Source organism: Advenella kashmirensis WT001 (genome assembly GCF_000219915.2).
GTDB lineage: Bacteria > Pseudomonadota > Gammaproteobacteria > Burkholderiales > Burkholderiaceae_B > Advenella > Advenella kashmirensis.
The window spans coordinates 2,532,134-2,558,125 of sequence record NC_017964.1; the positions used below are offsets into that span (position 1 = coordinate 2,532,134).

Annotated in this window: 20 protein-coding genes and 5 pseudogenes; 5 read left to right on the forward strand and 20 right to left on the reverse strand. The window is 55.5% G+C overall.

Annotated elements, in window-relative coordinates; genetic code table 11:
• Positions 1 to 85: 85 nt before the first annotated feature.
• The 4 genes and pseudogenes from TKWG_RS11895 to TKWG_RS11910 form a co-directional block, all read right to left on the reverse strand.
• Positions 86 to 1,879: an acyl-CoA dehydrogenase gene (locus TKWG_RS11895; RefSeq protein ID WP_014751073.1), complete on the reverse strand. Its 1,794-nt coding sequence runs from the start codon at positions 1,877 to 1,879 to the stop codon at positions 86 to 88.
• Between the two features lie 150 nt (positions 1,880 to 2,029).
• Positions 2,030 to 3,171: pseudogene (locus TKWG_RS11900) on the reverse strand (CaiB/BaiF CoA transferase family protein).
• A gap of 2 nt (positions 3,172 to 3,173) precedes the next feature.
• Positions 3,174 to 4,153: pseudogene (locus TKWG_RS11905) on the reverse strand (Bug family tripartite tricarboxylate transporter substrate binding protein).
• Positions 4,154 to 4,227: 74 nt separating this feature from the next.
• Positions 4,228 to 5,898, reverse strand: a pseudogene (locus TKWG_RS11910) (acyl-CoA dehydrogenase family protein).
• A 101-nt stretch (positions 5,899 to 5,999) separates the two neighbouring features.
• On the opposite strand from TKWG_RS11910, the gene TKWG_RS11915 reads away from it, so the two are divergent.
• The gene (locus tag TKWG_RS11915) at positions 6,000 to 6,884 is read left to right on the forward strand and encodes a LysR family transcriptional regulator (RefSeq protein ID WP_014751076.1); all 885 of its coding nucleotides are present in this window, start codon (positions 6,000 to 6,002) and stop codon (positions 6,882 to 6,884) included.
• Positions 6,885 to 6,963: 79 nt separating this feature from the next.
• On the opposite strand, the gene TKWG_RS21590 is transcribed toward TKWG_RS11915, so the two are convergent.
• The 10 genes and pseudogenes from TKWG_RS21590 to TKWG_RS11960 all read right to left on the reverse strand — a co-directional run bounded on the left by TKWG_RS21590 (position 6,964) and on the right by TKWG_RS11960 (position 16,833).
• Complete coding sequence (locus TKWG_RS21590) at positions 6,964 to 7,338, reverse strand: DUF192 domain-containing protein (protein WP_014751077.1); 375 nt, start codon at positions 7,336 to 7,338, stop codon at positions 6,964 to 6,966.
• Complete coding sequence (locus tag TKWG_RS11925; protein WP_014751078.1) at positions 7,335 to 8,210, reverse strand: type II secretion system F family protein; 876 nt, start codon at positions 8,208 to 8,210, stop codon at positions 7,335 to 7,337. The genes TKWG_RS21590 and TKWG_RS11925 overlap by 4 nt, the downstream gene beginning before the upstream one ends.
• Before the next feature lie 11 nt (positions 8,211 to 8,221).
• Complete coding sequence (locus tag TKWG_RS11930) at positions 8,222 to 9,067, reverse strand: type II secretion system F family protein (RefSeq protein ID WP_014751079.1); 846 nt, start codon at positions 9,065 to 9,067, stop codon at positions 8,222 to 8,224.
• A complete protein-coding gene (locus TKWG_RS27140; RefSeq protein WP_407636926.1) occupies positions 9,064 to 11,178 on the reverse strand; it encodes an ATPase, T2SS/T4P/T4SS family in 2,115 nt (704 codons plus the stop codon). The genes TKWG_RS11930 and TKWG_RS27140 overlap by 4 nt, the downstream gene beginning before the upstream one ends.
• Before the next feature lie 255 nt (positions 11,179 to 11,433).
• Positions 11,434 to 12,606, reverse strand: a pseudogene (locus TKWG_RS27145) (type II and III secretion system protein family protein); the annotation flags it as partial.
• An 11-nt stretch (positions 12,607 to 12,617) separates the two neighbouring features.
• The gene (gene cpaB, locus TKWG_RS11940; RefSeq protein WP_014751081.1) at positions 12,618 to 13,649 is read right to left on the reverse strand and encodes a Flp pilus assembly protein CpaB; all 1,032 of its coding nucleotides are present in this window, start codon (positions 13,647 to 13,649) and stop codon (positions 12,618 to 12,620) included.
• A gap of 15 nt (positions 13,650 to 13,664) precedes the next feature.
• A complete protein-coding gene (locus TKWG_RS11945) occupies positions 13,665 to 14,375 on the reverse strand; it encodes a hypothetical protein (RefSeq protein ID WP_014751082.1) in 711 nt (236 codons plus the stop codon).
• Between the two features lie 37 nt (positions 14,376 to 14,412).
• Positions 14,413 to 15,123 carry a hypothetical protein gene (locus tag TKWG_RS11950; RefSeq protein WP_014751083.1) on the reverse strand — a complete coding sequence of 237 codons (711 nt, stop codon included), beginning with the start codon at positions 15,121 to 15,123 and terminating at the stop codon, positions 14,413 to 14,415.
• Between the two features lies 1 nt (position 15,124).
• Positions 15,125 to 16,522 (reverse strand): hypothetical protein, encoded by a 1,398-nt coding sequence (locus tag TKWG_RS11955; protein WP_041710177.1) that lies wholly within the window; start codon positions 16,520 to 16,522, stop codon positions 15,125 to 15,127.
• Between the two features lie 26 nt (positions 16,523 to 16,548).
• Positions 16,549 to 16,833 (reverse strand): Flp family type IVb pilin, encoded by a 285-nt coding sequence (locus tag TKWG_RS11960; protein WP_014751085.1) that lies wholly within the window; start codon positions 16,831 to 16,833, stop codon positions 16,549 to 16,551.
• 274 nt (positions 16,834 to 17,107) lie between these two features.
• Here TKWG_RS11960 and TKWG_RS11965 point away from each other — a divergent pair, with 274 nt between their 5' ends.
• From TKWG_RS11965 to TKWG_RS11975, 3 genes are read left to right on the forward strand one after another with little or no spacing between them, the layout of a single operon-like run.
• Positions 17,108 to 17,998: an amidohydrolase family protein gene (locus TKWG_RS11965; RefSeq protein WP_014751086.1), complete on the forward strand. Its 891-nt coding sequence runs from the start codon at positions 17,108 to 17,110 to the stop codon at positions 17,996 to 17,998.
• Positions 17,995 to 18,621, forward strand: coding sequence for a DUF4286 family protein (locus tag TKWG_RS26570; RefSeq protein WP_014751087.1), 627 nt, complete (start codon positions 17,995 to 17,997; stop codon positions 18,619 to 18,621). The genes TKWG_RS11965 and TKWG_RS26570 overlap by 4 nt, the downstream gene beginning before the upstream one ends.
• An 8-nt stretch (positions 18,622 to 18,629) precedes the next feature.
• The gene (locus tag TKWG_RS11975) at positions 18,630 to 19,184 is read left to right on the forward strand and encodes a carboxymuconolactone decarboxylase family protein (protein WP_014751088.1); all 555 of its coding nucleotides are present in this window, start codon (positions 18,630 to 18,632) and stop codon (positions 19,182 to 19,184) included.
• A gap of 122 nt (positions 19,185 to 19,306) precedes the next feature.
• On the opposite strand, the gene TKWG_RS11980 is transcribed toward TKWG_RS11975, so the two are convergent.
• From TKWG_RS11980 to TKWG_RS24010, 4 genes are all read right to left on the reverse strand, one after another.
• Complete coding sequence (locus TKWG_RS11980) at positions 19,307 to 19,813, reverse strand: Crp/Fnr family transcriptional regulator (protein ID WP_322786631.1); 507 nt, start codon at positions 19,811 to 19,813, stop codon at positions 19,307 to 19,309.
• A 318-nt stretch (positions 19,814 to 20,131) separates the two neighbouring features.
• Positions 20,132 to 20,803 carry a uracil-DNA glycosylase gene (gene ung / locus TKWG_RS11985; RefSeq protein WP_041710184.1) on the reverse strand — a complete coding sequence of 224 codons (672 nt, stop codon included), beginning with the start codon at positions 20,801 to 20,803 and terminating at the stop codon, positions 20,132 to 20,134.
• Positions 20,804 to 20,932: 129 nt separating this feature from the next.
• Positions 20,933 to 22,699, reverse strand: coding sequence for a hypothetical protein (locus TKWG_RS23045; protein ID WP_041709457.1), 1,767 nt, complete (start codon positions 22,697 to 22,699; stop codon positions 20,933 to 20,935).
• Positions 22,699 to 23,412 (reverse strand): PIG-L family deacetylase, encoded by a 714-nt coding sequence (locus tag TKWG_RS24010; RefSeq protein ID WP_041709460.1) that lies wholly within the window; start codon positions 23,410 to 23,412, stop codon positions 22,699 to 22,701. The genes TKWG_RS23045 and TKWG_RS24010 overlap by 1 nt, the downstream gene beginning before the upstream one ends.
• A gap of 377 nt (positions 23,413 to 23,789) precedes the next feature.
• Here TKWG_RS24010 and TKWG_RS12000 point away from each other — a divergent pair, with 377 nt between their 5' ends.
• The gene (locus tag TKWG_RS12000; protein ID WP_014751091.1) at positions 23,790 to 25,031 is read left to right on the forward strand and encodes an MFS transporter; all 1,242 of its coding nucleotides are present in this window, start codon (positions 23,790 to 23,792) and stop codon (positions 25,029 to 25,031) included.
• Between the two features lie 46 nt (positions 25,032 to 25,077).
• Here TKWG_RS12000 and TKWG_RS22565 read toward each other — a convergent pair.
• A pseudogene (locus tag TKWG_RS22565) lies at positions 25,078 to 25,238 on the reverse strand (DUF1328 family protein).
• Between the two features lie 112 nt (positions 25,239 to 25,350).
• A complete protein-coding gene (locus tag TKWG_RS23295; protein WP_148274537.1) occupies positions 25,351 to 25,548 on the reverse strand; it encodes a hypothetical protein in 198 nt (65 codons plus the stop codon).
• Positions 25,549 to 25,992: the final 444 nt, after the last annotated feature.

The following is a 25,992-nucleotide window of genomic DNA, read 5'->3' on the forward strand; positions in this document are numbered from 1 at the left end:
AGATTATTTATTCCCTAAAAGAATAAATAATAATTTTGATATACCCAATTTGCATATTAAAACAAAACTGCGGCACTCATGCGTATTAGGAAAAGACGGCTGAAAATGCTTCCTGCACATTGTCGCCTGCCTTGACGGCGGATGACAATGACAGGGCACGCGGCAAGACATGGGCAGCATAAAATACCGCGGTGGCTTGTTTCTGCCGATGGATATCCGACTGTCGCTCGCGGCTTTTGAGCGCCGCGTTCGCCAGATGCCAGCCGGCATGTACATAACCTGCAAGCATAAGAAGCGGCACGCTCCCGGCAAACGCACTGCGCATTTGTCCCTTGGCGGCAAACTCGAGCGTGGCATCCAGGGCATTCTGATAGGCCTGGACCGCGACTTCCAGTTGTGCACCTATAAAGGCAAGCGCGGAATCATCCTGGTGCTGGTTCAACGCATTCACGGTGTCGCACATGGCGGCGATGAAGCCGCGACTGACTGCACCGCCGTCACGCAGAATTTTGCGCCCGATAAAGTCATTGGCCTGGATGGCAGTCGTTCCTTCATAAATGGGCAGAATCCGGGCATCGCGATAATACTGGGCCGCGCCGGTCTCTTCAATGTAGCCCATTCCACCATGCACCTGCATGCCCAATGAAGCCACTTCGACCGCGTTTTCGGTGCTAAAGGCTTTGACGATGGGAACCAGGTATTCATACTGGGCACGATGCAAATCAGCTGTTTTTTCATCTGCGTGCTGATGCGCGACATCATTGCACATGGCCGCATACAATGCCACCGCGCGACCACCTTCGGTCAATCCGCGCATGGTCATCAACAGGCGCTGCACATCCGGATGATGGTCAATGGTGACCGGTCCGGCCGAGCCTTCCAGCGCATTGCCCTGCACCCTGTCTGCTGCATAGGCGCGGGCTTGCTGCAACGCGCGCTCCGATACCGAAATCCCCTGGATGCCCACGTTATATCTGGCCGCATTCATCATGATGAACATAGATTGCAGCCCGTAGTTTTCCTGGCCGACCAGATAACCGATGGCGCCTTCGCCCACCTCGCCTTTGCCGGCGCCGTATAAAAGCACAGCGGTAGGACTGCCATGGATGCCCAGTTTTTCTTCAATGGAGGCGCACCAGACGTCATTGCGTTTGCCAGGCGAACCATCCTCGTTGACCATGAATTTGGGCACGACGAATAGGGAAATACCCTTGACGCCTTTAGGCGCATCGGGGGTGCGAGCCAACACCAGATGAACGATATTTTCTGCCAGATCATGGTCGCCATACGTGATGAAAATTTTCTGGCCGCTGATGCGATAAGTGCCGTCGTCCTGGACAATGGCCTTGGTGGTCAGCAAGGCCAGATCGGAGCCGGCCTGCGGCTCGGTCAGATTCATGGTGCCCGTCCACCGCCCTTCAAGCATGGGCGGTATAAATGTTTGTTTGAGCTGATCGCTGCCCGCCTGTGTGATGGCCTCGACGCAGCCGTCAGTGAGCAACGGACACAAGGCAAAGGCCAGGTTGGCCGCATTCAGATTTTCGGATATGACGGCCGATATCAGCTTCGGAAAACCTTGGCCACCCAAATCCGGTGAATGCTGCAAACCCTGCCAGCCGCCCTCGGCAAACGCCTTGAATGCCTGGGCAAACGAGGCCGGCGTGGTCACTTTACCGTTGTCCCATTTGGCGCCCTGGTGATCGCCATCGCGATTGGTCGGTGCCACCACCTCCTGAACGAATTTTGCATTTTCATGCAATACCGCGTCAACTATATCGTCGCTGATTTCCTCATACCCCGGCAGGGCCAGTACCTGTTCAAGCAGGCCCATATCCCTAAGGTTGAAGAAAATATCGTCAAGAGGGGTTTTGTATGTCATGTCTGTCTCGTTTTGTCGTAGTCAATTGAATAATGGCGAACCCGCTGCGGCGCAAGCGTGACTGGCGCCCAGGCAAAACCTGTCAAATCAATATTACACTATCCGCAAAACCGTAACCAGACGGTGCGATTTAAACCGCGTTTGAACAGATCACGTCAGGCCGTACTCCTTGTTATGTTCGCCAAAGCCCGGGGGCGGTGAGCGAAATTGCGCAGGCGTACGCGACAGTTTGATGGGCGTATTGATGGCGCGATAGTTGTCCTGCTCAATCACCATCTTTCTATGACTGGTGTGCGGATGCGCCAGCAACTGAGCCACGTTATTTACCGGTGAAGCGGGTACGCCGGCCTGCATCAGCGCATCGGCCAGTTCGGCCGCCTGATGTACGGCCAGTACCGAACACAGCGTCGCATGCAGAACCTGTCGATGCGCCAGGCGTTGCGCATTATCGATAAAACGCGCATCCTGGGCAATATCAGGACGCTTGAGCACATTGCACAGTGTTGCAAACTGCCGGTTGTTGCCAACGGCCAGGAACAGCTCGCCACTGGCTGTCGGAAAACTTTCATACGGCGCAATATTCGGATGCGCATTGCCGGTCAGGCCAGGCACCTTGCCACTGGCAAAATAATTGGGCGCATGAGGGTGCAGCAGCGAGACGGCGCAATCAAAAAGTGAAATATCCAGATACTGCCCCCTGCCGCTGGATCTGCGCTCGTTCACGGCAAGCAGCACCCCGATGGCCGCGTTCAGCCCGGTCACCATATCGACCACCGGCAGGCCCACGCGCGTGGGGCGCCGCCCTTTTCTCCATTGACGCTCATGAGTCCGCACAAGGCCTGGGCGCAGGCATCATAGCCGGGCAAGCCGCCCAGCGGACCATCCGCACCAAAGCCGCTAATGCAACAATGGATCAGCTGTGGAAACGCCTCTTGCAGTGCATCCTTGCCAAGCCCCCATTTTTCGAGTGTTCCCGGCTTGAAGTTTTCGATCAGGACATCTGCCTGAGACAATAATTCGCGCAAAAACTGCTGCCCACTCTCGGTAGACAAGTCGGCGATCAGGCCTTTCTTGTTGCGGTTGACGCCCATGAAATAGGCGGCGGTATCATCAATAAACGGCGGCCCCCAGCCACGCGTCTCGTCGCCTGCCGGCGGTTCGATCTTGAGTACCTCGGCGCCATGGTCGGCCAGAATCTGCGTGCAGTACGGTCCGCCCAGCACCCGGGTCAGGTCGACAACGCGGATACCCGTAAGTGAGGCTGCAGGAGTAGTGGTCTGTGTTGCGGTCATAGTTAATCGAGCTTGATGGATGCGTTGGTGATGACGTCGTGCCATTTTTTCACTTCGCTGTGAATAAACCGGGCCAGTTCTTCAGGCGTCTTTTTTTCTGCTTCAACAATGCCCTGGCTGCCCAGGGTGGCCTGAATGTCGGGTTCTGCCATGCGCTTTTGAACGCATCGTTCAATGACGCGACTACCTGATCAGACATACCTGCCGGTCCGACAATACCAAAAAAGACGCTGACGTCGTACCCGTCCAGCCCCTGCTGCGCAATGGTTGGCAGCTCGGGCAGGGCCTTGGAGCGCTGGCCTGCAGCCAGCCCCAGGGCATTCAGCTTGTGTTCGCGAATATGCGGCAAGGCAGTCAGAACATCGGTAAAGGCCATGGACACCTGTCCACCCAGTAAATCATTGAGCGCCGGCCCCGTCCCTTTATAGGGCACATGCAATATGCGGGTGCCAGCCATGGTGTTGAACAACACACCCGCCAGATGAGACGACGCACCGGTACCAGAGGAAGCATAGGTCACCTTGTCCGGGTTAGCTTTGGCATAGGCAATCAGCTCTTGCACATTCTTTACCGGAACCTTGGGATTGACCACGAGGATATTGGGTAAGTGGCCGATTTTCATGATCGGCGTGAAACTGGTTTCCGGTTGGTATCCGAGCTTTTTGTACATGCTGGTGTTAATCGCCAGCGGCCCGGACGTGCCGAACATAATGGTGTAGCCGTCAGGCTTGGCGCGCGCTACATACTCGGCGCCGATATTGCCATTGGCACCAGCCTTGTTTTCAACCACAATCGTGGTACCCAGTTTCTCCCCGGCGCCCTGCGCCAGCCGGCGTGCCAGCGCATCGGTCGGGCCACCCGGCGGATAAGGCACCACGAGCTTGACCACTTCGGATGGAAATTTATCTGCAGCAAGTGCAGCCCCGGAAACCGCCAGACAGGCCAGCGCGCCGGCCAGGGCAAAAATTCTTGATTTGTTCATGAGTCTCCTCCTGTTGCGCGAGCCGTGCAATATAGCCGGACGCGCGTATTGTAAAAATTGAGTAAGCATGCAGATTACAGCGCGTAAGCCAACAGGGCCTGCATGGCACCCTCGCATTTCGTCTGTGATAAAGGGTCACGCGGCGCCAGGCGATGAATCAGGACCTGATCGGCCAGCATGGCCCGCGATTCCAATCCGGCATGAGCGGCTTCCCAGCGCATGCCGGCAAGCGCAGCCACGTGATACAGCGCCGATGCAACCTGCCGCGCCATGACGGCATCGTCGCTGTCGGCCACACGTCTTGCCAGCGCAAATGTGTTGTCAATGCAATCGGCCTGCAGGCCTGCCATCGATGCCTCGCATGGCCGGCCTGTTTCCAGCAGGGTCTGCACATGGGTCTGCAACGCGGTCAGCCCATCGCTCTTGCGTATCGCCCGCAATACGTCGAGAGCCACGATGTTGCTGGTGCCTTCCCAGATAGAGCCCAGATGGGCATCGCGCATGAGGCGCGGCTCAACCCACTCTTCAATATAGCCACAACCGCCGCGCACTTCCATGGCATCTCCGGTTACCACGCGGGCATCGCGGCAGGCGCGAAACTTGATCAGTGGCGTGAGGATACGCAGCAAATCCCTGGAAAATTCATCACCGCCATCTGCCTTTTCCAGCGCGGTTGCCGTTTGGAACATGACCGAGCGTGCCTGTTCGGCCCGCGTCATCATCTTGACCAGTTGCCGCTGCATCAAAGGCATCTCGATGAGCCGCTTGCCAAAAGCCTTTCTATGACCGCAGAAATAGACCGCTTCGCTAACCGCACGACGCATCAGGCCGGCGGCACGCATCCCGTTGGACAGCCTGGAGTTGTTGATCATATCGGCCATCTGTTGAAAGCCTTTGCCACGCTCGCCAACGAGCCACGCGAAGCGCCTTCCAGCCTGATTTCACCACTGGCCATGGAACGGGTTCCCAGCTTGTCTTTCAAGCGCAAGATTCGATACTGATTGGGAGAACCGTCAGGAGCTATTTTGGGCAACAGGAACAGTGACACGCCCTTGAGCCCGTCGGCATCCTCGCTACGTGCCAGCACCATGGCAAAGCCCGCATCGGGATTCGAGCAGAACCACTTATCCCCCGTCAGGCGCCAGTGCCCATCTTGTTGCGGCTGTGCGATCACCTGCGTCGCGCTGACATCGGATCCGGCAGCCTGCTCGGTCATGAACATCGCGCCCTGTTGCAGATCGGCAAACTCGGTTGCCGTCACTTGCGGCAACACCTGCTCGACCAGGCTGGGTCACCGAATTTTTTCAGCGTTCTCGCCAGTGAATCGGTCATGCTGACCGGGCAGCACAGCCCGAACTCGGCCTGCACGAATAAATGCGACAACGCGTACTTGGCCGCAGGCGGAAAGGGTTGATCCCAGTCCAGCACGCCGGCCGATGCGACATGGCTGCCAAGCCAAGTTTTTCGTAGGCCATTTTTTCCAGTTCAACATAAGCCGGATGTTTGGTCACTGTGCAGGCATCCTGGCCCTGGCGGTTGCGCACCGAAAGTTGGGGCGGATTTTTATCGGCGGTATCTGCCAGTTCATCCAGACGTGACCCCACCGCCGCGCCCAGCTCATTGAAAACCGGCAGCAGATGAGCATACAGCGAGGCTGGCAGATAGGTTTTCAACAAGGGGCCGGAATACGGATCCATCGTAAAGAAATTGCTGCCCCGGCTATCGGGAATATTATTTGTCTCCATCTCCTGGCCTTTCTGAATATCAATAATATTCACAGCGTAAATAAAACGATGTATATATGGAAATACTATTTTATTTATATCTATACATATAATATATAGATATGGACCTGGAACTTCGCGCCCTTCGCTATTTTGTCGCCGTTGCCGAAACCCTCAATTTCAGCAAGGCAGCGGCGCGCCTGAACATTTCACAGCCGCCGTTGAGCCTGGCCATCAGACAACTTGAAGAAAAAATGGGTGCGCAGCTATTTGAACGCAACAGCCGGCATGTCAGTCTGACACCTGCGGGCGCCGTACTTTATAAGGAAGCGCTTTTTCTGCTCGGTCACGCCGGTTCGCTGAAAAATCGCCTTGCCCACACGACAGAGCGCGGCCGACTGCGCATCGGCTTTGTGGGCTCCATGGTCTATCGCGGCCTGCCGGCATTATTGCAGCGATTGGGGCGTGAAGGCGAGCAAATGGATATTGAATTGGCCGAATCCAACTCGAGCGACATTGTCGATAAAGTTGCAATGGGCCATGTTGATGTGGGATTCATCCACAGCAATCGACTGCCAACCGAATTGCTGGATAAAGTAATTGTCACCGAGCCGTTCCTGCTATGCGCCCACAAGAACAACCCGATACTGCAAAGCAAGGCCCCTGCCCTGGCCGACTTCAGCGCGCAGCGGTTCATCTTTTTTTCGCGTCATGTATCGCCGGTTTATTATGAGATACTTTTGTCGATGTGCATCAGTGCCGGGTTCTTTCCCAAGGCCGTAGACGAGACGCGTCACTGGCTGAGTATTCTGAGCATGGTGTCGCAGAACATGGGTGTATCACTGGTGCCGGCCTGCATGAAACACTGCGGCCTGCCCGATTTGCGGTTTCTGGAATTTGCGCATACGCAGCGCTCTATTACCTCTGTCATATGGTCAAGAAAAAAACAGGATCCGATCGTCAGCCGGGCCATTGAGACCATTAGTGCATTCTATGACGCCGCATGAGGCATCGCGCTGCACCGCTTCTTGCTCGGTTGGTAAAGCCCACCGTGGTTTTTTTTGTGTGTGCTGCGTTGGGGTTTTGCTAATGATCAGGCCAGCCATTTTTTCTAACTGCATCTGAGGGCAAGAGCAAAGCGACCAGCTCGCGCGCTTGCCTGTTTGAGGTAATAGACCCTGTACGAAGCTCCAGCACCGAACACGCCCGGCAGTGCCAGGCCACGCGCGCTGGCGCAAGATGTTTGATAACACGCAGGACACGAAATTGCCTGTCCAGAAAAATAACGGTTAGCGGAACAGCCATGCCAAAGGTATGGATGCTATTGCACGGAACAAAGTGGTAAACATGGCGAGGATCAATGCTCTTTCTTCCCATTAAACCGACCAGGCGTTGGAAAAAACGGTCAACGGTGATTAATCTATAGACAGAAGCAGATGGATAGGCGATGGACACATTCATACTCCGGACTGCAGGATTTTTATCGCGATGGGAAATGCCAAAACGATAAAGGTGCAGGGAAAGATACAGAAAGTCAACGGCAACAGCATTTTTACAGGCGCTTCCAGAGCCAATTTTTCGGCACGGTTAAAGCGCTCCTGACGGCGCTGGTCCGATTGCGAGCGCAATAGCGGACCGAGAGACATGCCCGTGCTTTCCGCCAGGGCAATGGAGGCGACCCATTGGGACACCTCCGCAGTGCCAGTACGCGCGGCCATGGCCTTGAGCGCCTCAATGCGAGGCTTGCCAGTGCGTATTTCGCTCAGGCAGTAACTCAATTCATCGCGCAGGATACCTGGCGAACACAAGGTTGCCGTGTAATACAGGGCACCTTGCATGTTCTGACCTGCCTCTACGCACAAGGTGGTCATATCCAGCAGAAACGGCAACTCACGCAAGATCCGCTGCCGGCGCCTGGCACCACGTTCGCGCAGCCAAAACAGGGGCAACAGCGAGCCTGCCAGCGCCACGACAAGTGCAATCGCCAGAACGACTATGGGGCGCGCGTGCAGCTGCGGCGCTTGTATGAAAACGGTACTGGCAAAAGCACAGCAGGCAGACAAGCACTGGATGCCGGCCACGTGATCGACCTGCGCCACAGGCTCAAGCCCGGCATTGCGCAGCAACGACAGCAAACGCGCACGATATCTCCATGACATGAACGGAATAATGGCGCGTCCCAGCACATGAATCCACGGCCAGAGCAAGGCCAATGCTTTTTGCTGCTGATAGGCTTGTGGCACAACGACCGTGTTGCTCGCAGGTGACAGCAACAGGTAAAGACTCAGGCAAATGGAGATGCCCGTGAATATGCAACTGATCCAGAACGCCATTTTTTTTGTTCCTATATGTCGATATTCACGATTTTGAGAATAAGCCAGATACCCAGCGTTTCCAGCAAGAAGATAATTGCCAGTACGATCCAGCCTGCCGGATGGAACCACATGGGTTGCATGGCTGCCGGATCCAGCATATTGAGCACCATCATCAAGAGCAACGGTAACCCGGCCATGACCCAGGCCTGCATTTTCCCCTGTGACGTCAACGCCCGAATTCGTCCCTGTATCTGCTGGCGCGCCTGCAACGTCTGGGCTATTCGCTCAAGGGCCTCGGCAAGATTGCCGCCACTCTGGGTCGCTATTTTCAAGGCCGACACAAACAATCCTGTGGACTCTGAAGGCATGCGCGCAAAAAGATCGTCAAGGCTTTGTTCAAAGGAGATGCCCAGCCTTTGCTGGCGCTGTACAAGGCCAAACTCCTGCGAAAGCGGTGCGGCCGCTTGACCCGTTATCTGGCCTATTGCTGCCTGGATGCCTACCCCGGCTCGCAGGGAACCGGCAAGCGCAAGCAACATAGCGGGCAATTGCCCGTCAAATTGTGCGAGACGCCGCCGGCGCAACCTGGCTACCAACCAGTTAGGCGACAGAAAGATGAGCACCCCGATCAGCATGGCCGCCCACCATAAGCCGCTGAGCGCCCAGACAATCAATGCCAGTGACAGCGAAAGCACGACATTGCCCGACCACAATGCAGACGGATCGATAAACAGAAAGAAATCCTGTAGCCTGCGGGTTGTATCGGTCTTGAGCCGATCTTCCCAGTTTTTAAAGATACGGCCAAATATTTGCTGCAGCAATATGAAGACAACTGCAATAAAAATCACGACAAACAGCAGCACTGCCCAGATCATTGTGAACACTCCTGCAACTGCGTGTGTGATGGTGAAGGCGGTGGTGATTCATGCAGTTGACTCTCCGGCGATACAAACGCATTAGAGCCGGAATTGGCTGGCGTATACTGGCTGAACATGTTCATATCAATGGGGATGCCCTGTTCACGCAAGGCGTCAAAACAATCAGGCGCAATCCCCAGCCCCATAAAGGCACCCATGCCTTTGCGCTCGAAGCGAAAAATTTCCTGTGATTTAATGACACCGCTTTCCAGTCCGCAGATCTCCGTGATCGACGTAATCACGCGCCGACCGCAAGCAAGACGGCTTTGCTGCACGATGAAATTGATACTGCCGGCAATGTGCTCCCGCACTGCGGCCAATGGCAGCTCCATACCCGCCATCAGTATCATGGTTTCCAGACGGGCAAGCGCATCCCTTGGGGAATTGGCATGCAAGGTTGTCAGGGAGCCCTCGTGACCAGTATTCATTGCCGCCAGCATGTCAAACGCTTCCGCTCCCCTGCACTCTCCCACCACGATTCTGTCCGGCCGCATGCGCAGGGCATTTCGGACCAAATCGCGGATTAACACCTGGCCTTTGCCTTCGAGGTTGGCCGGGCGAGCTTCAAGCGAGACTAGATGATCATGACTCAGGCGTAACTCTGCTGCGTCCTCGATCGTAATGATTCTCTCGTGTTCAGGTATGCAGTTGGACAGGATATTGAGCAAGGTGGTTTTACCGGAACCGGTACCGCCTGAAACAATAAGATTCTTGCGATGTCGAATGCAGAGCGTGAGAAATTGCTGCATGGCGCAATCGAGCGAGCCAAGGCGCAGCAGATCCTGCATGCCGGGTCGAAAGTGAGGAAATTTTCGAATCGTCAGACTGGCACCCCGCAAGGCAACCGGCGGGATAATGGCATTGACGCGCGAGCCGTCCTTCAGGCGTGCATCGACCATGGGCGAGCTTTCGTCGATCCGACGGCCCAGGGGCGTAACAATGCGTTCGATGATCCCGAGTACTGATTTTTCGCTACTGAATGTGCCTTTATAGCGGATCAATCGCCCGGCCTTTTCTATAAACAGTTCATCGTAGCGATTCACCATGATTTCAGTGATGGCCGGATCCGCCAATAAGGGCTCCAGCGGCCCAAGCCCGATTGCTTCGTCCAGTACATTCTGCTTCAGGCGCTCACGATCGATTTCCGGCGGCAACGCCAGGTTTTCAGCGAGAATACGATCGAGCATAGCTGCAGCTTCAAGCCGCAACGCCGAGTCTGTCATTTGGGAAACGTCCTTGCGGCGTAAATCCAGCGCCTGCAGCAGGCTGGCATGCAGCTGCAATTGCCAGCGCTGATCGCGCCCAGCATGTACCCGGTCTGCTCGATGGTTCTGATCGCATTCAGCAGGTGCCTGCCGCAGGGAGACAAACGCTGACATGTCCTGCCGCCCGATTAAGTTCGGAGCCGGGACAGGACCCGGCTGCGTTGCGGCCAGACCACCTTGTGATACCTGAGGTTGATCATTGTGTGCATCATAAACTGGCGTATACACCGATGTATCAAGCGAACCGTCTGATGGCTGACAGAACGAATTTGTTGATGGCTGCCGGGATTGCCTCAGTTCTCCCTGATGTTGTGGCCGACGTTCTGGCGGGCCACTGCTAGCCTGTCCCGGCCCGTGTATAGTATCAATGACCTCGCTGCCACCCCCGGACGTCGAATTGCCAACGACGATATCACGGATGACCATGCGACACGGACCAATCAGTATTTCATCGGCGACAGCTAAAGGCCCGTACTCGGTAATACGCAAGCCATTGATAATCGTGCCGGCAAGCGTGCCCATATCTTCAACAAAGACCCCGGCCTGCCGATGAACCAAACGGGCATGTTGCCGGGCCACGCGCCAGCTGCGCAGGCAAATGCGGCAATCCTTTTGCCTTCCTACAATGGCTGGCAATGCAAATTGGCGACGCTCAAATGTTCCATCTTCAAAGTGCATGTCAATCTCAATCACTGTCTCACCCTTAGAAATTTTGATCTGCATCGGATATCTGGAGTCGTAGCATGGGCTTCCATCGGGAGTGACGCACCCGTATCGGCACACTGCGTTGGCGTCCAATGTCATTCGCGCTGCTGTGCGGCCAATGACTGGCACGGTTTGCAGGCGGCAACTTACGCGAATATTGCCACCGCTGCCTGCCGGGATCCAGATGGGGTAATGGCGTTTGACTGACGTTGCCGTCGCTTGCAATTGATCGGACCCGTCCGCGGTTACTGGCGTATTCAATATTGGTGCGCTTTTAAATGTCTCTTCAATGATGGCGCGTGAACGGGCTGCACGTTTTTGCAAATCACTGTTATCTGCGGAGACCACAACAGGCCGTACAAATATAGCCAGCTCGGTTTCATTGCGCTGGAACCGGCTTGAGCGAAACAAGGCACCCAGAATAGGCAAATCACCCATACCGGGCAACTTATCGGCATTGCGAAACTGGTCACGAGAGACAAAGCCGGCCAGCACAAGCGTCTGGCCGGACTGTACATTGAACTCTGTGGATGTACGACGCGTTTTGAGTGCGGGTCCGCCATTAAGCGCCATGGAGGCATCGACCGAGCTGACCTCAACGTCTATTTTGGATCTCACGTTGCCGTTTTTCTGTATGCGCGGCGTAATGTGCAGACTTACACCGTAGGGTTTGAATACAGTCTGGTTCTGGCCGTTTTTATCTGTCGTTACATATGGGACCTCGCCACCAGCCAGAAACTCTGCCGTCGCCCCGCTGCGCGCCATCAACTGCGGCTGGGCCAATACGACTGCCTGACCTTCCTGAGCCAGGCTCTGCAGGGAAGCCGACAATAGCGCGTTCAGGCCAAAATAGCCAGCAGGCGAAATTGCCCTGAATGGAATATCCATCACACTTTGCCCCGGTCTGGCCGACAGGCGCGAGGACGCGGTATCCCAAACGGCCCCCATGGACAGCCCGCCGGCATGGGTGCCCCATTTAACACCGAGCTCCTGCAGTACATTACGGGGCAGCTCCAGAATCTGTACATCGAGCAGTACCATTTGATCCCAGCCGATCTGGCTGGTCATATCCACAATTTGCGGAAAATGCCTGACGAGCACCAGCAGGCGCTCACGATCCGCATCGCTCAGATTGTCTCCTTCGACAATGATCTTGTCACCGACCTGTGTCGTTTTAATCCGCCCTATCGTACTGAGCATGCGCTGTATTTCATGTTGCAGTTTTTGTTCCCCGGCAGCACGGACCGCTATGTGAAACTGCTGACTTCGATTTGTTTTATCCCAGACGTTCAGCACGGTTTGCCCCGGTTCCCGGGCAAACAGCACCAGCTCGTTGTCAGCATCGCTAACCGCATTGACAATCTTTCCGTCGCCTACGGCCACACGGGCCAGATCGACAAACGGCAACACCTTGACGTCACCCACCTGCAATGTGATTTGCGAGGCAGACTGCTCGTCTGCATACGACGGCACCATCATGCCGACTTCCAGTACAACAAAAAATGAAAATGCATAAATCAACTTCATGGCGCTTCCTGCTAATTCGTGGGTACGGCTGGCGTCTGAATCTGAACGGTCTCTTTATCACGAATATCATCAGCGTCAGCCGACACGGTGTCTTTAGTAACTACGGGTTCAACCGGCGAGGCACTGACACCGGGCAGGGAGTTGATCCAGGCGCTCACGATGTCTTCTGTCTCGGGCAGTTCAATAAGTCCTCTGGACAACTCGGGCGTGCTCGACCTTGGCTCTGTGACAAGTGCCGGTAACCTGTGTTGCGGCTGGTTGCCATAAATAACTGCCGGTCTGGTCCGTGCAACGGATAGCGGTTTGGCAATGCCCAGCAGCGTTGCCAAATCTCCCTGGACGCCCTTGTTGCTTGCCTTGGCGTCACTCGGATGGCGCAACAGGGCCGTAATGGTGCCAGCCTGCCGTGCTGCGACCAGCCGGGCCGCCTCTTCCGGTGCGGTGTCCAGCGTAACCGTGGAAAAATCGGTGCCTTGAGTCGGTTCATTTGCAGAACCAGACTGTTGGCTGTCACTACCGGTGGCCAGCACCAATACGCCCTGTAACAGCGGCGCCGTAATCCGCTTGCGGCGGTACTCGAAAGACACATAAAGATCAATCAGGTCGCCCGGCACCAGCAAACCTGAGACTGACTTGATGGCATCCACCGGAATGGTAATGGCGCGTCTGCCGTTACGCACTTTCTGTGAGAACGCTTCGTGTCGACGGGGTGCCAGATTGGCGCGCAACAAAATATCACCTTTGCGTACTGCGGTTGTCACCACTTTGCCTTCGATACTTTGCACCTCTTCGGGAGCAATACTGCCGCTGGGAACCCAACTGGCCGGGACCGGCATGACTGCCAGATGCAAACGTTCCAGTCGCAATCCTTCGGGCAGATCAAAATCGGCAACGATCCGGTTGACCGTTCGCACTTTGGCCTGCTCGTCGAGCGCCCGGATATGATCCTGTATATAGCGCCGCGCAAACCAGGCCGCCGCCAGACCTGCCACAATGGCAGCAAGCAATAGCCAGGTATTGCGGCTTAATCTGAAGATTTGCATTGTTTTTCCTCCGCCCTACCACAAGACAGCAGGCGCCGTCAGATAAAGCGCTGTATGGCCATTGACGCTGGCCAGGAAATATTGAAGCGTTCGGCCGTCGCGAACCCAGGTGGCAAGGCCAGCCGCAGTGCTTTGGGCTGTCCAGTTAGCGGCAATTAGCGTCGCCTTCAATGCACTTGCAAGCTGTTCGGTACTCAAACGCGCATAAGCATAGACTTGGTGGCAGGTGCGTTCGCGATTGGCATAACAGATATCCATGAGCAGCCTGGCACCCTCGGGCAATAGCCGCAGCAGGCGACGGCCCAGCAGGCGGATTGAGTCTGTTGCTGGACCGGTGCCGGCGGGTACCTGCATCGCACTCAACAATGCATGGGTCGATTTTGCGTTGAGCCCGTCGACTACCAACTGCAGGGTCATCTGGCCATGCAAACCGCTATAGAAAACCTGGTTGCCGACCCGAGTGAACCGCGAAAACGGCGAAGACCTGCCATGCAATCGCCGCATGAATTGTTCCGGCGACGCCTGCTGATGGATTACCGTGAATGCGGCAGGCATGCCAAATAGCTGAAAAGATACCGGCTGCGCGTTGGCGCATAACTTCAATTGCCGGCATACATTGCGCAGCAATGCCGCGGCGGTATTTTCTACGGCATTTGCTGCCGCCACATCGCTACACCATAGCAACGATGCACATACAAAGACAATTTTGGCGAATAAAACCTGCATACAGTGGTCCAAAAATGATTCAAGCAATAATAGGGGTTTAAGGTGTTTTGCCAGCCCAGGGCATGAACCAGTCAAAAACCGGCGCTGCCCGCCCCCAGGGCGCGTCCAGGGGCATGGCTGTGGTTGCAATTTTCTTGCCTGCTGCATACGACGCGCGCGCGACCCGCTGCCATGCCGTATGGGAACGAGCCGCGCGCTCATGCGCAGACCGCGCATCAATGGCGTGCCCCGCATCAATCAGAATGGCGGTATGCCTGCGCAGTGTCACTGCCAGGCTGTCAATCAAATCCGATATCCGCTCTGCACGTTCAACAGGTGTTGGCGCTTGTTCGGACAGCGTCGTCACTCGCGGACGAATGCGCAGTGACACATTGGCGATGCCGCTGTCCTGCAGTGCCCACTCCTTGCGCAACACAGTCGCGTTCCTGTCCATTGCGCCAGGCTGGCTTTGCGAAGCAAGCACGGCCTGCCTGTCGTACGTGACCTGTATGCTGTCGTCGACCACCAGCGCGCTGCCCTGTCGGTTGCGCCAGCCCGCATGTCGGCCGTGGAAGAACCGGGACAACAGTTGCGCGTTGTCGATATTGCCCGCTCTGGCAAGCTCAAACGCACCAAAACGGCTGGCATGTTGTTCATGCAGCGCCACATCCTGCAATCGTCCCAACCAGGTGGCAGCGGCAAAAAAACCCAGCACGCATAAAAGTACAATCAAGCCTTCTGTGAGCGCCTGTCCTTGCTGGTGTCTCATATCAGTCTTCCTTTTTGACCGGATTCGGGACAAGATGCGCTTGCCAGAACGGATGCCACATGCCCGGTTGTTCGTTGCGATACCGCCTGTTTTCACTGGCTGGCTCGAAAAACGTCTCTGCCGACGTCGATATGGCAAGCGTGGGCTGATCGGTAAAACGCTGCCTGACGGTAATCGTGAACCCCAACGGGCGACGGCGATAAGCATCGCGCACATCGTAAAAGGGCACCAAACCGCCTCCCTCCCATTGAGGTTTGCCGACAGCCGCTAGTGAATTTGCCAGCGGATTGGCGTTTCCGGAAAAGATATCCCAACTGGTAGCCTGGGTAACCCAGCGCCAAAAATCAATATCGCCAAAGTTATCGGGTACCTTTTCCGAGTAAGGCATATCTGTGCCTGGTACTTTCGCGCGGCCGGGGATCCAGCCCCACCCCATGGGATATTCCCGGTAGTAGCAGCCGATATACTGATTGCTTCTGAGCGCATGGTAGGACTGCGTATCTGTTGATTGCCAGTTGCCGCTGCTGTTCAGTACAGTTCGGCCACGCCGCCGCAACTCGTGGCGCAGTTGCGGACATTGATACCGCACCGCCCAGCTATTGCGTTGCACGTGGTCTCGAACATCCAGAAAATCATAAAGCGCCACAACATCTTCAAGAAACCGCCGATAACCTGAGGTGGGCTTGTAGCGCGTGGCGTAGGTTTTTTCAAGATGATTGTGGACCTCCCATGAGACAGGCGCAAAGCGATCCGCAGGATAGCGTACGGGCACGTGCGCTGCCGCCTGACGAGCCGATCCATCCTGTGTTAACAGCGTTTTCTGCGTGACACGGCTTTGCGGAAAGTTTTGCTCAAGAACCTGGGTAATCGCCCGATCCCGGCTGCTTTGCATACTCTGATGCACGGCGTCAGAGGCCGCTAGCAGCACATGCCGAACAATCCGGTCATGTTCTGCAAATAGACGTGGCAGTTGGCCTCCTGTCCGGGCCATGTCTCGTAACCCTAACGCAGCGGCAGAGGCGGTGTACCCTGCCAGGTGCTGCGCGCCAAACATCATGCCGATCACATGGGCAGGCGGATTGAACATTGCCAACTGCTGACCCTGTGTTGCAGCAAACAGGCTCCAGGAGCCGAGCGTAACCAGATGCGCCATCGCCACCTGATGCGCCGTCTGTGTAAGATTGATATAAGCCTGCATATTCAGCGCCCGGGCCTGTACCAGCGCACCTGAATAGGCTGCCGCATCTGCCGCGTGGATGAGTCGCGCCTTGCGCCCGACAACCTGCCCGACACCGAACTGATAAATAAGCGCCACGGCCAACAGCATTACCAGAAAAAGCCCCAGCACCAGCGCCTGACCTCGCTGGGTGTCAAGCCGCGTGTTCTGCCAATATTTCACGTACAGCCCGTTCATGACAAATGCAATTACTGCCCCGTTGCACCGCCACCGGCAGCGTCTGCATTGCCCGTAAAGCTCTTGAGTGATTTTGCTGCAGTTTGCCCTGCTGCCTGCTCAGCCGCGTTGCGGGCAGCCTGGGATTCGGCGGAACCGTCTTCGCCGGCCAGTTCCCTGGCAATGGCTGCCGTTTGCGACCGCAGCGTCTGGCCGAACAGCTGAAATACTGCAATAGCAGAGATAGCCACCAGAGCAACAACAATAATGTATTCGGTCATGCCTTGCCCGCGTTGCGCTTTTAAACGTTCCTGCATATCTGTCCTCCGATTGATTGATGAGGCAGATAGTGTGCCGCGCAGCGAAAACGGGCGCAATTCGCAGAATCCGACAGCGACATTTTCACAAGCGGCCTCTTCCGCTATTACTGCTGGCTGCCGGGTGTATACGTTTTATGCATAACAGAATTCAGAACCGCCCCATTGCGCTTGCTGCCTCAGACTACTAACATGGGCAACAGACGAAGCAATATGCCATTTGAAATACCTCCTCTGAAATACCGCCACTGAATATCTCCAAGGAACGCGACCCATGTTTGACTGTGCGCCGGCTAAAAAGCACACCGAGAAAATCAACTTCGATGTCCCGCTCAATGCCTGCGACAGCCATTGCCATGTTTTTGGTCCGGCCGAACGTTTTCCTTTTGACGTCAATCGCTCCTACACGCCGCCCGACGCCGGCTATGACGATCTGAACGCCAAACAGGCCAATCTGGGCCTGCGCCGCGCCGTACTGGTTCAGCCCAACTGTCATGGCTATGATATGGCAGCTATCACAGATGCCATAGCAAGAAGCCAGGGTCAATATCGCGGGGTGGCACTGCTGCCGGCGCACGTCACCCGGGATCAATTGCTGCAGTTGGATCAGGCCGGCATTCGAGGGGTGCGCTTCAATTTCGTTGCGCATCTGACTGGGGCAACAATCGAAGACGTGGCGGCCATGGCCGATAAGATTGCCGATTTGGGCTGGCATATCTGCATTCACGCTGATGAAATATCACTGCTGCGACTGCTGCCGGACCTCAAAAAGCTTCCCGTTCCTTTTGTGATTGATCATATGGGAAGAATAGACACGAATAACGGCTTACATGGTGAAGCCTTCGAGGCGCTGCTGCAATTGCGTCACTGCCAGCAGGCATGGATCAAGGTGTCGGGCGTGGACCGGCTCGCTGGCGGCGTCGCGCCTTATACGGCCGGCCATGCATTCATGAGAGCCATTATTGACGCTATGCCTGAACGTACCCTGTGGGGCAGCGACTGGCCGCACCCGAATGTCGCGGGCGACGTACCTGATGACGGCCTGTTGCTCAATATCTTCGGCGCTGTCTGCGAGGATCCTGCGCTGCGCAACAAAATTCTTGTCGATAATCCACAGCTACTGTATCGATTTGAGGATAGCCAGCCAACCGGAGCCGCCAAATGACGATGTCGACTGTCATGATTATCCGCATTCCCGGTATTCGGCTAAGCCGCGAGCACTGCAATGTGCTGCTGAAAAATGTACTGGACCTCAACAACAGCCATGCTCACCTGTGCCATGCGGTAGACACCCCCGAAACTTATATCTATCTTGCAGATGTGCTCGATAGCACCATGAAGCAGGAGCCTGCCAAAAAAGAGCAGCCGAAAGCCACAAGTGCGGTCCGGGTAATCGGTACGCTTGCAGATGCCATTGCACAACGGTATCCCGGGGCAAGCACAGACTTGCTGCAGCTCACACTGGATCTGCGTGGCCAGGCCTGGGACAAAACAGCGGTGTGCCATTACGTTGTGGAAACCGACGTTGACGGCGCCGCCGAAGGCGACTTCAATGACTGGTATACCCAAGAGCATATGCCAGGCCTGGCAGCCGTACCCGGCACCGTCAGGGCCATGCGCCTATACAGTCGTGATGGCGCGCCCCGCTACCATGCGCTCTATTTGCTACAAACACAAGACACCTTTGGTTCACCGCCATGGCTCGCAGTCCGGGGCACCGAATGGAGCAGCCGGGTACGCCCCCACTTCAAAAACACCAAACGCACCATGTTCAACATTATCGAGTAAGGAACACGATGACCCGCCTATCCGCGCCGGATCCGGCCACTCTGAACGACCATCAAAAGCAGGTATATGCAGCTATCGCCGCAGGTCCACGCGGCCAGGTACGCGGACCCCTGGCCATCTGGCTGAATCGGCCGGGTCTGGCCGAACATGCGCAGGCGCTGGGCCAATACTGCCGCTATGACTCCAGCCTTTGCACGCGACTATCGGAACTGGCTATTTTGACAATGGCGGTGTTGTGGCAATCTGAATTTGAATGGTGGGCGCACAAGCCAATCGCGCTCAAAGCGGGGGTTTCACCCGACACCATTGATGCACTGATGAATAATCGAGAGTCCATTCCGTTTGCACAGGAAGATGAACAGGTGGTGCATGAATTTGTACATACGCTGGTTACCACGCGTCAGATACCCCAGTGGCTGTACGACAAGGCAATCAAAACACTAGGCCAGGACAATGTCGTGGATTTGGTGGGACTGGCCGGCTATTACACCCTGATCTCAATGACCCTGAATGTGTTTGAGGTGGGACTACCCGAAGGCGCGCAGGCACAGTTCACAAGATAAATCCTGATTTAAACGAAGACTGGAATCTCTATGCTTACGGGACGCAGCAACCTGCTGCCAGATTGCACCGAGATACGGCAGTATGCGATGAGACATGGCCGGTGTTCGGCGACATAAAGACGCTAGCCACTCTCCAGAGTTTCGTAGGCTTGCAGGCGAACCGGGTCAGGAATATAGACGTCCCTGCCCTCAACGGTGATAAGTTTGCGCGCACACAGTTCGCGCATGATGCGTGAAAAATGCTCTGGGGTAATGTTCAGCAGTGAAGCAACCAGCGCCTTGTTGGTGTTAAAGCGGAACTGCCCGCCATCCTGAAGCTGTGCATGCTCAAGAAAATAGTCAACCACGCGCTGGGTAGCCGACTTGAGCGTATAAGATTCTATGTCTTTGAGCAAGGTGTACACCCGGCGGCTCATATTGCTGAGCATGCGCATGGCAAATGCCGGATCGCGTTCAAGCAGGGACAGCATACTGTCTTTTGATATATGCAATAGAAACAGGGCGCTGGTGGCCTGGGCCGACACCAGGCTTTCCATATTTTCCAAAAAGACACCCTCTTCGCCGAAGCTGTCACCCGGTCCCAGGGTACGCACGACTTTTTCGCCCCCGTTGGCGCGACAAACAATAATTTGACACTACCATTGACGACAATATGGAACCCCTTGCGGGTCGTCCCTTTTTCAACGATGTCGTGTATTAGTGCGCCCTTATGGAACGAGCGATGCGTCACTGACAGGGCGATCGTCTTGACTGCTGCCGGTGTCAAGCCTTCGAACATAGGCAAGCGAGTCAGAAATTCACAAACAGATAGACCACCTCTAACCATAGGCTTAATCCCTCCAATGAGAATAAGCGCTATTGTGAGAGCATTAATAAAAATATATTTTGATACAAGTCAATAAAATCTCATCATTTCGATCAATTTTTGTTTAGACCTGCCATTTTTTTCATACCTGCCAATCGATCGGGGCCTTGCCTTGGGCCAGGAGATATTCGTTGGCCTTGGAAAAATGCCGGCAGCCAAAAAATCCACGGCTTGCCGATAGCGGAGAGGGATGAACGCCTGTTAATACCAGGTGGCGCTTTTTATCTATGAATTCGCCTTTCTTTTTGGCGTGATTGCCCCATAGCATGAACACCAGATGTTCCCGTTTTTCGTTGAGCGCACAGATCACCTGGTCAGTGAATGTCTCCCACCCCCAGGCAGCATGTGAATGGGCCATGCCAGCCTGGACCGTGAGCACCGTGTTCAGAAGCAGCACGCCCTGCTGCGCCCATTTTTCAAGATAGCCATGGTTGGGCATGGTGAATCCCGGAATATCGGTTTTGAGCTCCTTGTAAATATTCAATAGCGAAGGCGGAATGCGCACGGACGGTTTGACCGAAAATGCCAGACCGTGCGCCTGATCCGGTCCATGGTACGGATCCTGTCCCAGAATGACAACTTTGACCTGGTCCAGCGGCGTTAATCGAAAGGCGCTGAATGTTTCATGTTCGGAAGGATATATCGTATTGCCGTTTTCCCGGGCCTGGTGGACACGCTCGCGCAGCGATATGAAATAAGGCTTTTCCTTTTCGGGCCCGATGGCATCGGCCCAGCTTTGGACGACTTCAGTCATGTGTTTTAGCGGCACCAGGCGCCGTGTTGGTTGGTGAAAAACCGAATTGTACCAACTATTGTGATGCCTGCCCGGCACCGAACATGGATCATCACGCACTGCCGGCGCCATTGCCCTTGTCCATCGGGGTTATTGCTGTTGCTGTTGCTGTTGCTGTTGCTGTTGCTGTTGCTGTTGCTGTTGCTGTTGCTGTTGCTGTTGCTGTTGCTGTTGCTGTTGCTGCATCTGCAGTTGCGCCTGCTCCTGTTCAGGGATGTCGGTAGAACCATCAAAGCTGTGCCCGCCATAAAAGGGAGGTGCTATCACCGGCTCGCTGTCCCGCCACTGCTGGTCAACCAGACGCAGGGCTGCGTACTGCTGGATCCAGCGGTTGTCACTGGCCTTGCGTGCATACATCATGACGCCGGCGGCGGTTTCAACCAGGGCCGGTGCAGATGCAAACGGCCCACTGATACGCATTGGCACATCATTCACCCGGGTCCAGATTGACTTGCCAGTGCGACTCATGGTTGCGATCACCATACTGCCGGAGCGGGTTTTCAATACGGCTGGCGTATCCTGGAACTCGGGCCCCTGCTCGGTGATTGAGGTCCAGCGCAGTGGCGGATGACGAGCATCGTCATCCAGGCGTCCTTGCGCCAGATACAGACGTCCATCGGCACGATTGCGGTAATATGCCAGCAAGGTGTTCTGATCAGTAACCAGCGCTGTCAGGCCCCCCTGGCTGTCCGGACCGGCAGCCACCTTCCAGGGACCCCAGCCCGTTTTTTCGTGATGGACGCTGATCCAAAATTCGCCTTTCAGTGTTTGCGCCAGCATCCAGAGTTGCACTCCATGTTGCAGCAAGGCAAAGGTCTGGCTTGCGGTTTTCAATACCGGCAGGCGGCTTTTTTTCCAGGAGCGCATGTCGGTAGACCGAAGGTAATAATAGTAACCATCGGCGCCCATGCCCACCACCCTGACCTGCTTGCCAACCGTGACTACCTGAGGCTGGGTGGTCAGCAGCACCGGCAGGCGAAACCATGCTGACCAGGATGCGTCATTGTCGGGCGCAGCCATATGGGCGCGTCGAAAATACAGCTGTCCCTGTCCGTCGCGGGCAAATACCGCAAGGTGACCCGAGGGCGTCAAAAAGGGCTTGACCCCTGTGAACGCCAGTCCTCCCAATACGGTCCACGTTTGCTTTCGGTCGTTCCAGTACACCGCCGCATTGCTATATTCGCCGCGTGTAAACAAGCCAAGGCCGGCGGCCTCGGTGTACAGCGATACGACTGGCGTATTCGACTGGCTGGAATAGTACATGCGCTCTGCCCACAGCGCTGCCGGCCCCATCGGCTCCCTGCAGTTCAGAGGTATGTTGCAATAGCGGTAGTCATATTGGGCGTACAAATTGAAGATCCGCGATTTATCTGATAATTGCCGCAATGTCAGGGTCAGCGGCCGCTCCTGGTTCGGATAATTGACGTAAGAGACCGCTTCATAATTGCCCGCTGTAATCGCCATCGCATCGCGGACCAGCCTGGCCGAGGCAATGTGGTCAGGATGATCATGTCCGGTGCAGCGCCAGCACAGTTTGTTGTATGGCGTCTGTACGCTGTCGTCCATCAAGCGGATCTTGCCTGGCTCAAAACGCAAGATCAGTGCTGATAGCGTTTTGACCAGTGACTCACGCGTGTAAGTTTCGAAATAGTCGCCCAAGGACTGAGCCATCTGCTCCGGTTGGATTTCCAGCCGGGATAACGGTGTCAAATCGCCCCACCCCTTATCCAGCCACGGATCCTTGATTCTGAGAAACACCAGCGAGATGCGTGGATTTTTCCATAATGAATACTGGGCAAGATGGACCTTGTTGACCAGCAGCGCAGATTGCACCCAGGTGTTGGCCGCGCCGGCCATCAGGCATAAGCGGCGCGTACGCCATTTTCGCGCTGAGACATATATCCCACGCCTTCGCCCCGCTCACCGGCCGTCAGATAAACAACCTGAATACAGCCGCCTGCCCTGATCGTATCGAAAATATCCGGGTTCATGAAAAGCAGATCATCATCTTCATGGGCCACGAAAATCTGATCGCGCCTGCCATGGCATTGCGTCTGTGATTTATTGCGATCGGCCGGTGCGACAGCACTGCGTGAAGTCATCGGCGGTACAGGAGACGATGAAACAGATGGTTTGAACGAAGACCCCGACGCGCCAGCCATGCCGGAACCCGACGGCATGACCGGTTCGGCCGTAACGGCATTGGCCGCCAGCAGGGAAAAAACCGGGGTGCTGAGCGGTGCAGCCCTAGTTGATCGGACTGCAGGCAGATCAGGACCCGTGGAACCGCTGCTGACCACCTGCGGCGTCACCGAAGCAGGATGAACGGCGGGCGCAGGCATTAACGCCCGGTCAAACATGCCTGAAACGGGGTCTATCAGGGTTGATTCAAGCGTATCGGCACCCGTATGGGTCGGTGCGACCGTGACATCGACAGCGTGTGACATGGTACCGCCCGGAGTTGGCGCAGCATTAACCGACGGCGCGTGCGCCAACGCCACCAGCAACCCGGTCGTCAGGCACATCTTTAGCAGCCGTCCCTGAAACAGGGGCGATCGAGGCACATTCATCTGTGCAGTAAGTCCTTGATAATCAGCCGCTTACCGGATATGGCGCGGCCTTAAAGAATGAGGGGAGATTGCAGCGTGAGGCGATTGTATAAGAAAAAACCGTTGCGTTTGTGTCGCTGCATTTCAATTGCCCGGCGTCGTCGTAAAAATAAGACACATCCTCAGGCAACCACGAGATAGCAAGCACCGATTGACCGTAAATTTAGGCATTTTTCAGGCGTTTTTAAGCCACATTATCTCAATTGTGTTTAAAGTGAGACTCCTGCGTTTCGTATCACTTGCCGACTCAACGCCGGGCAGTGATACGAAACGCGCCTCTTGGATAGCCCCGGGCAGTTGATCAGTCACCAGATGACTCCCTTAACGAAGTTCCATTTATGACCACCGCGCCAGCCGCCAGCGAAAATGAAGTCCAGCAAATTGCCTGGAAACAGAATCTGTATGTCTGCCTTTTTGGCTCCTTTACCACCATCCTGGCGATGACGCTGATACTGCCGATACTACCGGTATATATCCAGAACCTGGGCGTGACTGATCCCGAGGCGGTCGTCAGTTGGTCCGGCTGGATCTTCAGTATTACCTTCCTGGCTGCGGGCCTGATGGCCCCGGTATGGGGCCGGTTTGCCGACCGCTATGGCAGAAAACTCATTCTGATTCGCGCCAGCCTTGGCATGGCCATTGGCATTGCCCTTATCGGGTGTGCGCAAACGGTGTGGCAACTGTTCTGGCTGCGACTGCTGGTCGGACTGTTGGGCGGCTACGCCTCGGGTGCCACGATTCTGGTGGCAACCCAGACACCACGCGCCCATACCGGCTGGGCCGTGGGGATGCTGGCCTCGGGCACGCTTGCCGGCAATCTGCTGGGCCCGCTGGTCGGCGGCATCGCGCCGGCATTACTGGGAATCCGCCTGACCTTTTTTGTTGCCGGCGGCATTATTCTGATCGCGTTTTTTTGCACCGTATTTTTGATCCGCGAGACCCACAAGCCACGCCAAGCATCGTCCGAGAACGAGATACCCTACTCGTTCTGGAAATCAGGCAGCCAGCGCAATCTGGTGTTGCTGATGCTGCTGGCCGGTACCTTGCTGATGTTTGCCAATATGTCGGTAGAGCCCATCATTACGCTTTATCTGGCATCGCTACGTACGCTGACCGACCAGATTCCCTTGCTGGCGGGCATTGCCATGTCCGCCACCGCCTTCGGCAGCATGCTGTTCTCTTCCACGGCAGGACGCTGGGGCGACGCAAATGGGCACCTTAAGATGTTGATAGCCAGCTTTATCGCCACGGCTGTGCTGTTACTACTGCAAGGGCTGGCCCAGACCGACTGGCAATTTATTGCCTTGCGCTTTCTGATGGGGATGACGCTTTGCGGCATTATGCCGGCGCTGACAGCCATGATCCGGCATAATGTGCCGGCCGATGCCGCCGGCGGCGTGCTTGGATACGCAACGTCCACGCAATATGCCGGCCTGGTACTGGGACCGCTGGCCGGAGGGTTAGTTGCCAATCACGCAAGCTTTACGGCGGTGTTCGTAATGACCGGGGCGATTATGCTTGTTGCCGCAGCACTGCTTTTTAAGCACATGCGAACAACCGAAAAGCGGGATAGCGCCTGAACGCTGTGTTTCAAGGAAACAAACGCGTCAGGCAACCATGACTGCCCTACTTGAATCTGCCGCCAAACACCAGCGACAAAATGGCCAGCACAATAAAGACAACAAACAGGATCTTGGCAATGGATGCGGCCCCGGCCGCAATACCCCCAAAGCCAGAACGGCGGCAATGATGGCAATAATGAAAAACACGACGGCATAGTGCAACATGGGCTTCTCCTGCTACCTTGCTGGTTATTGATAATCAAACAGCAGGCCCGTACAGCATTTACGGTTGAGTATTCTGATCTTTAATTCAACTGAAATCGGGCACTGCCTGTACTCACGATTTAATTAATAAAGACTGCAATTGCATATTACCATACGTCGCGCGAACGATAATACCGGCGATGTGAGTCATAGCGGCGGTCCCAGCGATGACCACGGTCATACCGGCGATGCTCACTGTAATAATGCGGCTTGTTGCGCCAGCCATGGTGGCGATAACGTGGATGATGCCTGTGATAATGACGATCGCCATAATGGCGGTGGTCAACCTGCATTGTATACGGGTGGCTGCTATATCCACGTTCGGAAGGACGCTCGTTTGCCAACGCAGACGTAGCCGCGCCCATAGACAGTGAAGCAAGAACGATAGCAAGCAGTTTTTTGATGGAGACCATAGTCATACTCCTTTCTTGACGGCATACCATTTTGGTGCCGGAACCATGTGTATGAAATACACGATTCGATAGTAATGGCCTGCCCGCGCGATTGCTATTACCAAATATGACTGGCATTTCGCAGGGTTTCTATTCGAACCCCGGCCGATTTCGATCCGTTTCAGAAACGATTATCCGCGCATGCAGATACACGCCGCCCCGCTTGGTTTACCCCCAAACAAGCATAGTCAGGGGTCGTGTCTTTCAGTATTTGCAAAGACCGCCAGATGCACCTGGGCGGTGTGGCCTGATGCTGCCAATCC

Coding starts and splice junctions, on each gene's coding strand:
- TKWG_RS11895 (WP_014751073.1), bottom strand. CDS start 1,879: ATGACATACAAAACCCCTCTTGACGATATTTTCTTCAACCTTAGGGAT.
- TKWG_RS11915 (WP_014751076.1), top strand. CDS start 6,000: ATGGACCTGGAACTTCGCGCCCTTCGCTATTTTGTCGCCGTTGCCGAA.
- TKWG_RS21590 (WP_014751077.1), bottom strand. CDS start 7,338: ATGAATGTGTCCATCGCCTATCCATCTGCTTCTGTCTATAGATTAATC.
- TKWG_RS11925 (WP_014751078.1), bottom strand. CDS start 8,210: ATGGCGTTCTGGATCAGTTGCATATTCACGGGCATCTCCATTTGCCTG.
- TKWG_RS11930 (WP_014751079.1), bottom strand. CDS start 9,067: ATGATCTGGGCAGTGCTGCTGTTTGTCGTGATTTTTATTGCAGTTGTC.
- TKWG_RS27140 (WP_407636926.1), bottom strand. CDS start 11,178: ATGACATTGGACGCCAACGCAGTGTGCCGATACGGGTGCGTCACTCCC.
- cpaB (WP_014751081.1), bottom strand. CDS start 13,649: ATGCAAATCTTCAGATTAAGCCGCAATACCTGGCTATTGCTTGCTGCC.
- TKWG_RS11945 (WP_014751082.1), bottom strand. CDS start 14,375: ATGCAGGTTTTATTCGCCAAAATTGTCTTTGTATGTGCATCGTTGCTA.
- TKWG_RS11950 (WP_014751083.1), bottom strand. CDS start 15,123: ATGAGACACCAGCAAGGACAGGCGCTCACAGAAGGCTTGATTGTACTT.
- TKWG_RS11960 (WP_014751085.1), bottom strand. CDS start 16,833: ATGCAGGAACGTTTAAAAGCGCAACGCGGGCAAGGCATGACCGAATAC.
- TKWG_RS11965 (WP_014751086.1), top strand. CDS start 17,108: ATGTTTGACTGTGCGCCGGCTAAAAAGCACACCGAGAAAATCAACTTC.
- TKWG_RS26570 (WP_014751087.1), top strand. CDS start 17,995: ATGACGATGTCGACTGTCATGATTATCCGCATTCCCGGTATTCGGCTA.
- TKWG_RS11975 (WP_014751088.1), top strand. CDS start 18,630: ATGACCCGCCTATCCGCGCCGGATCCGGCCACTCTGAACGACCATCAA.
- ung (WP_041710184.1), bottom strand. CDS start 20,803: ATGACTGAAGTCGTCCAAAGCTGGGCCGATGCCATCGGGCCCGAAAAG.
- TKWG_RS23045 (WP_041709457.1), bottom strand. CDS start 22,699: ATGGCCGGCGCGGCCAACACCTGGGTGCAATCTGCGCTGCTGGTCAAC.
- TKWG_RS24010 (WP_041709460.1), bottom strand. CDS start 23,412: ATGAATGTGCCTCGATCGCCCCTGTTTCAGGGACGGCTGCTAAAGATG.
- TKWG_RS12000 (WP_014751091.1), top strand. CDS start 23,790: ATGACCACCGCGCCAGCCGCCAGCGAAAATGAAGTCCAGCAAATTGCC.
- TKWG_RS23295 (WP_148274537.1), bottom strand. CDS start 25,548: ATGGCGATCGTCATTATCACAGGCATCATCCACGTTATCGCCACCATG.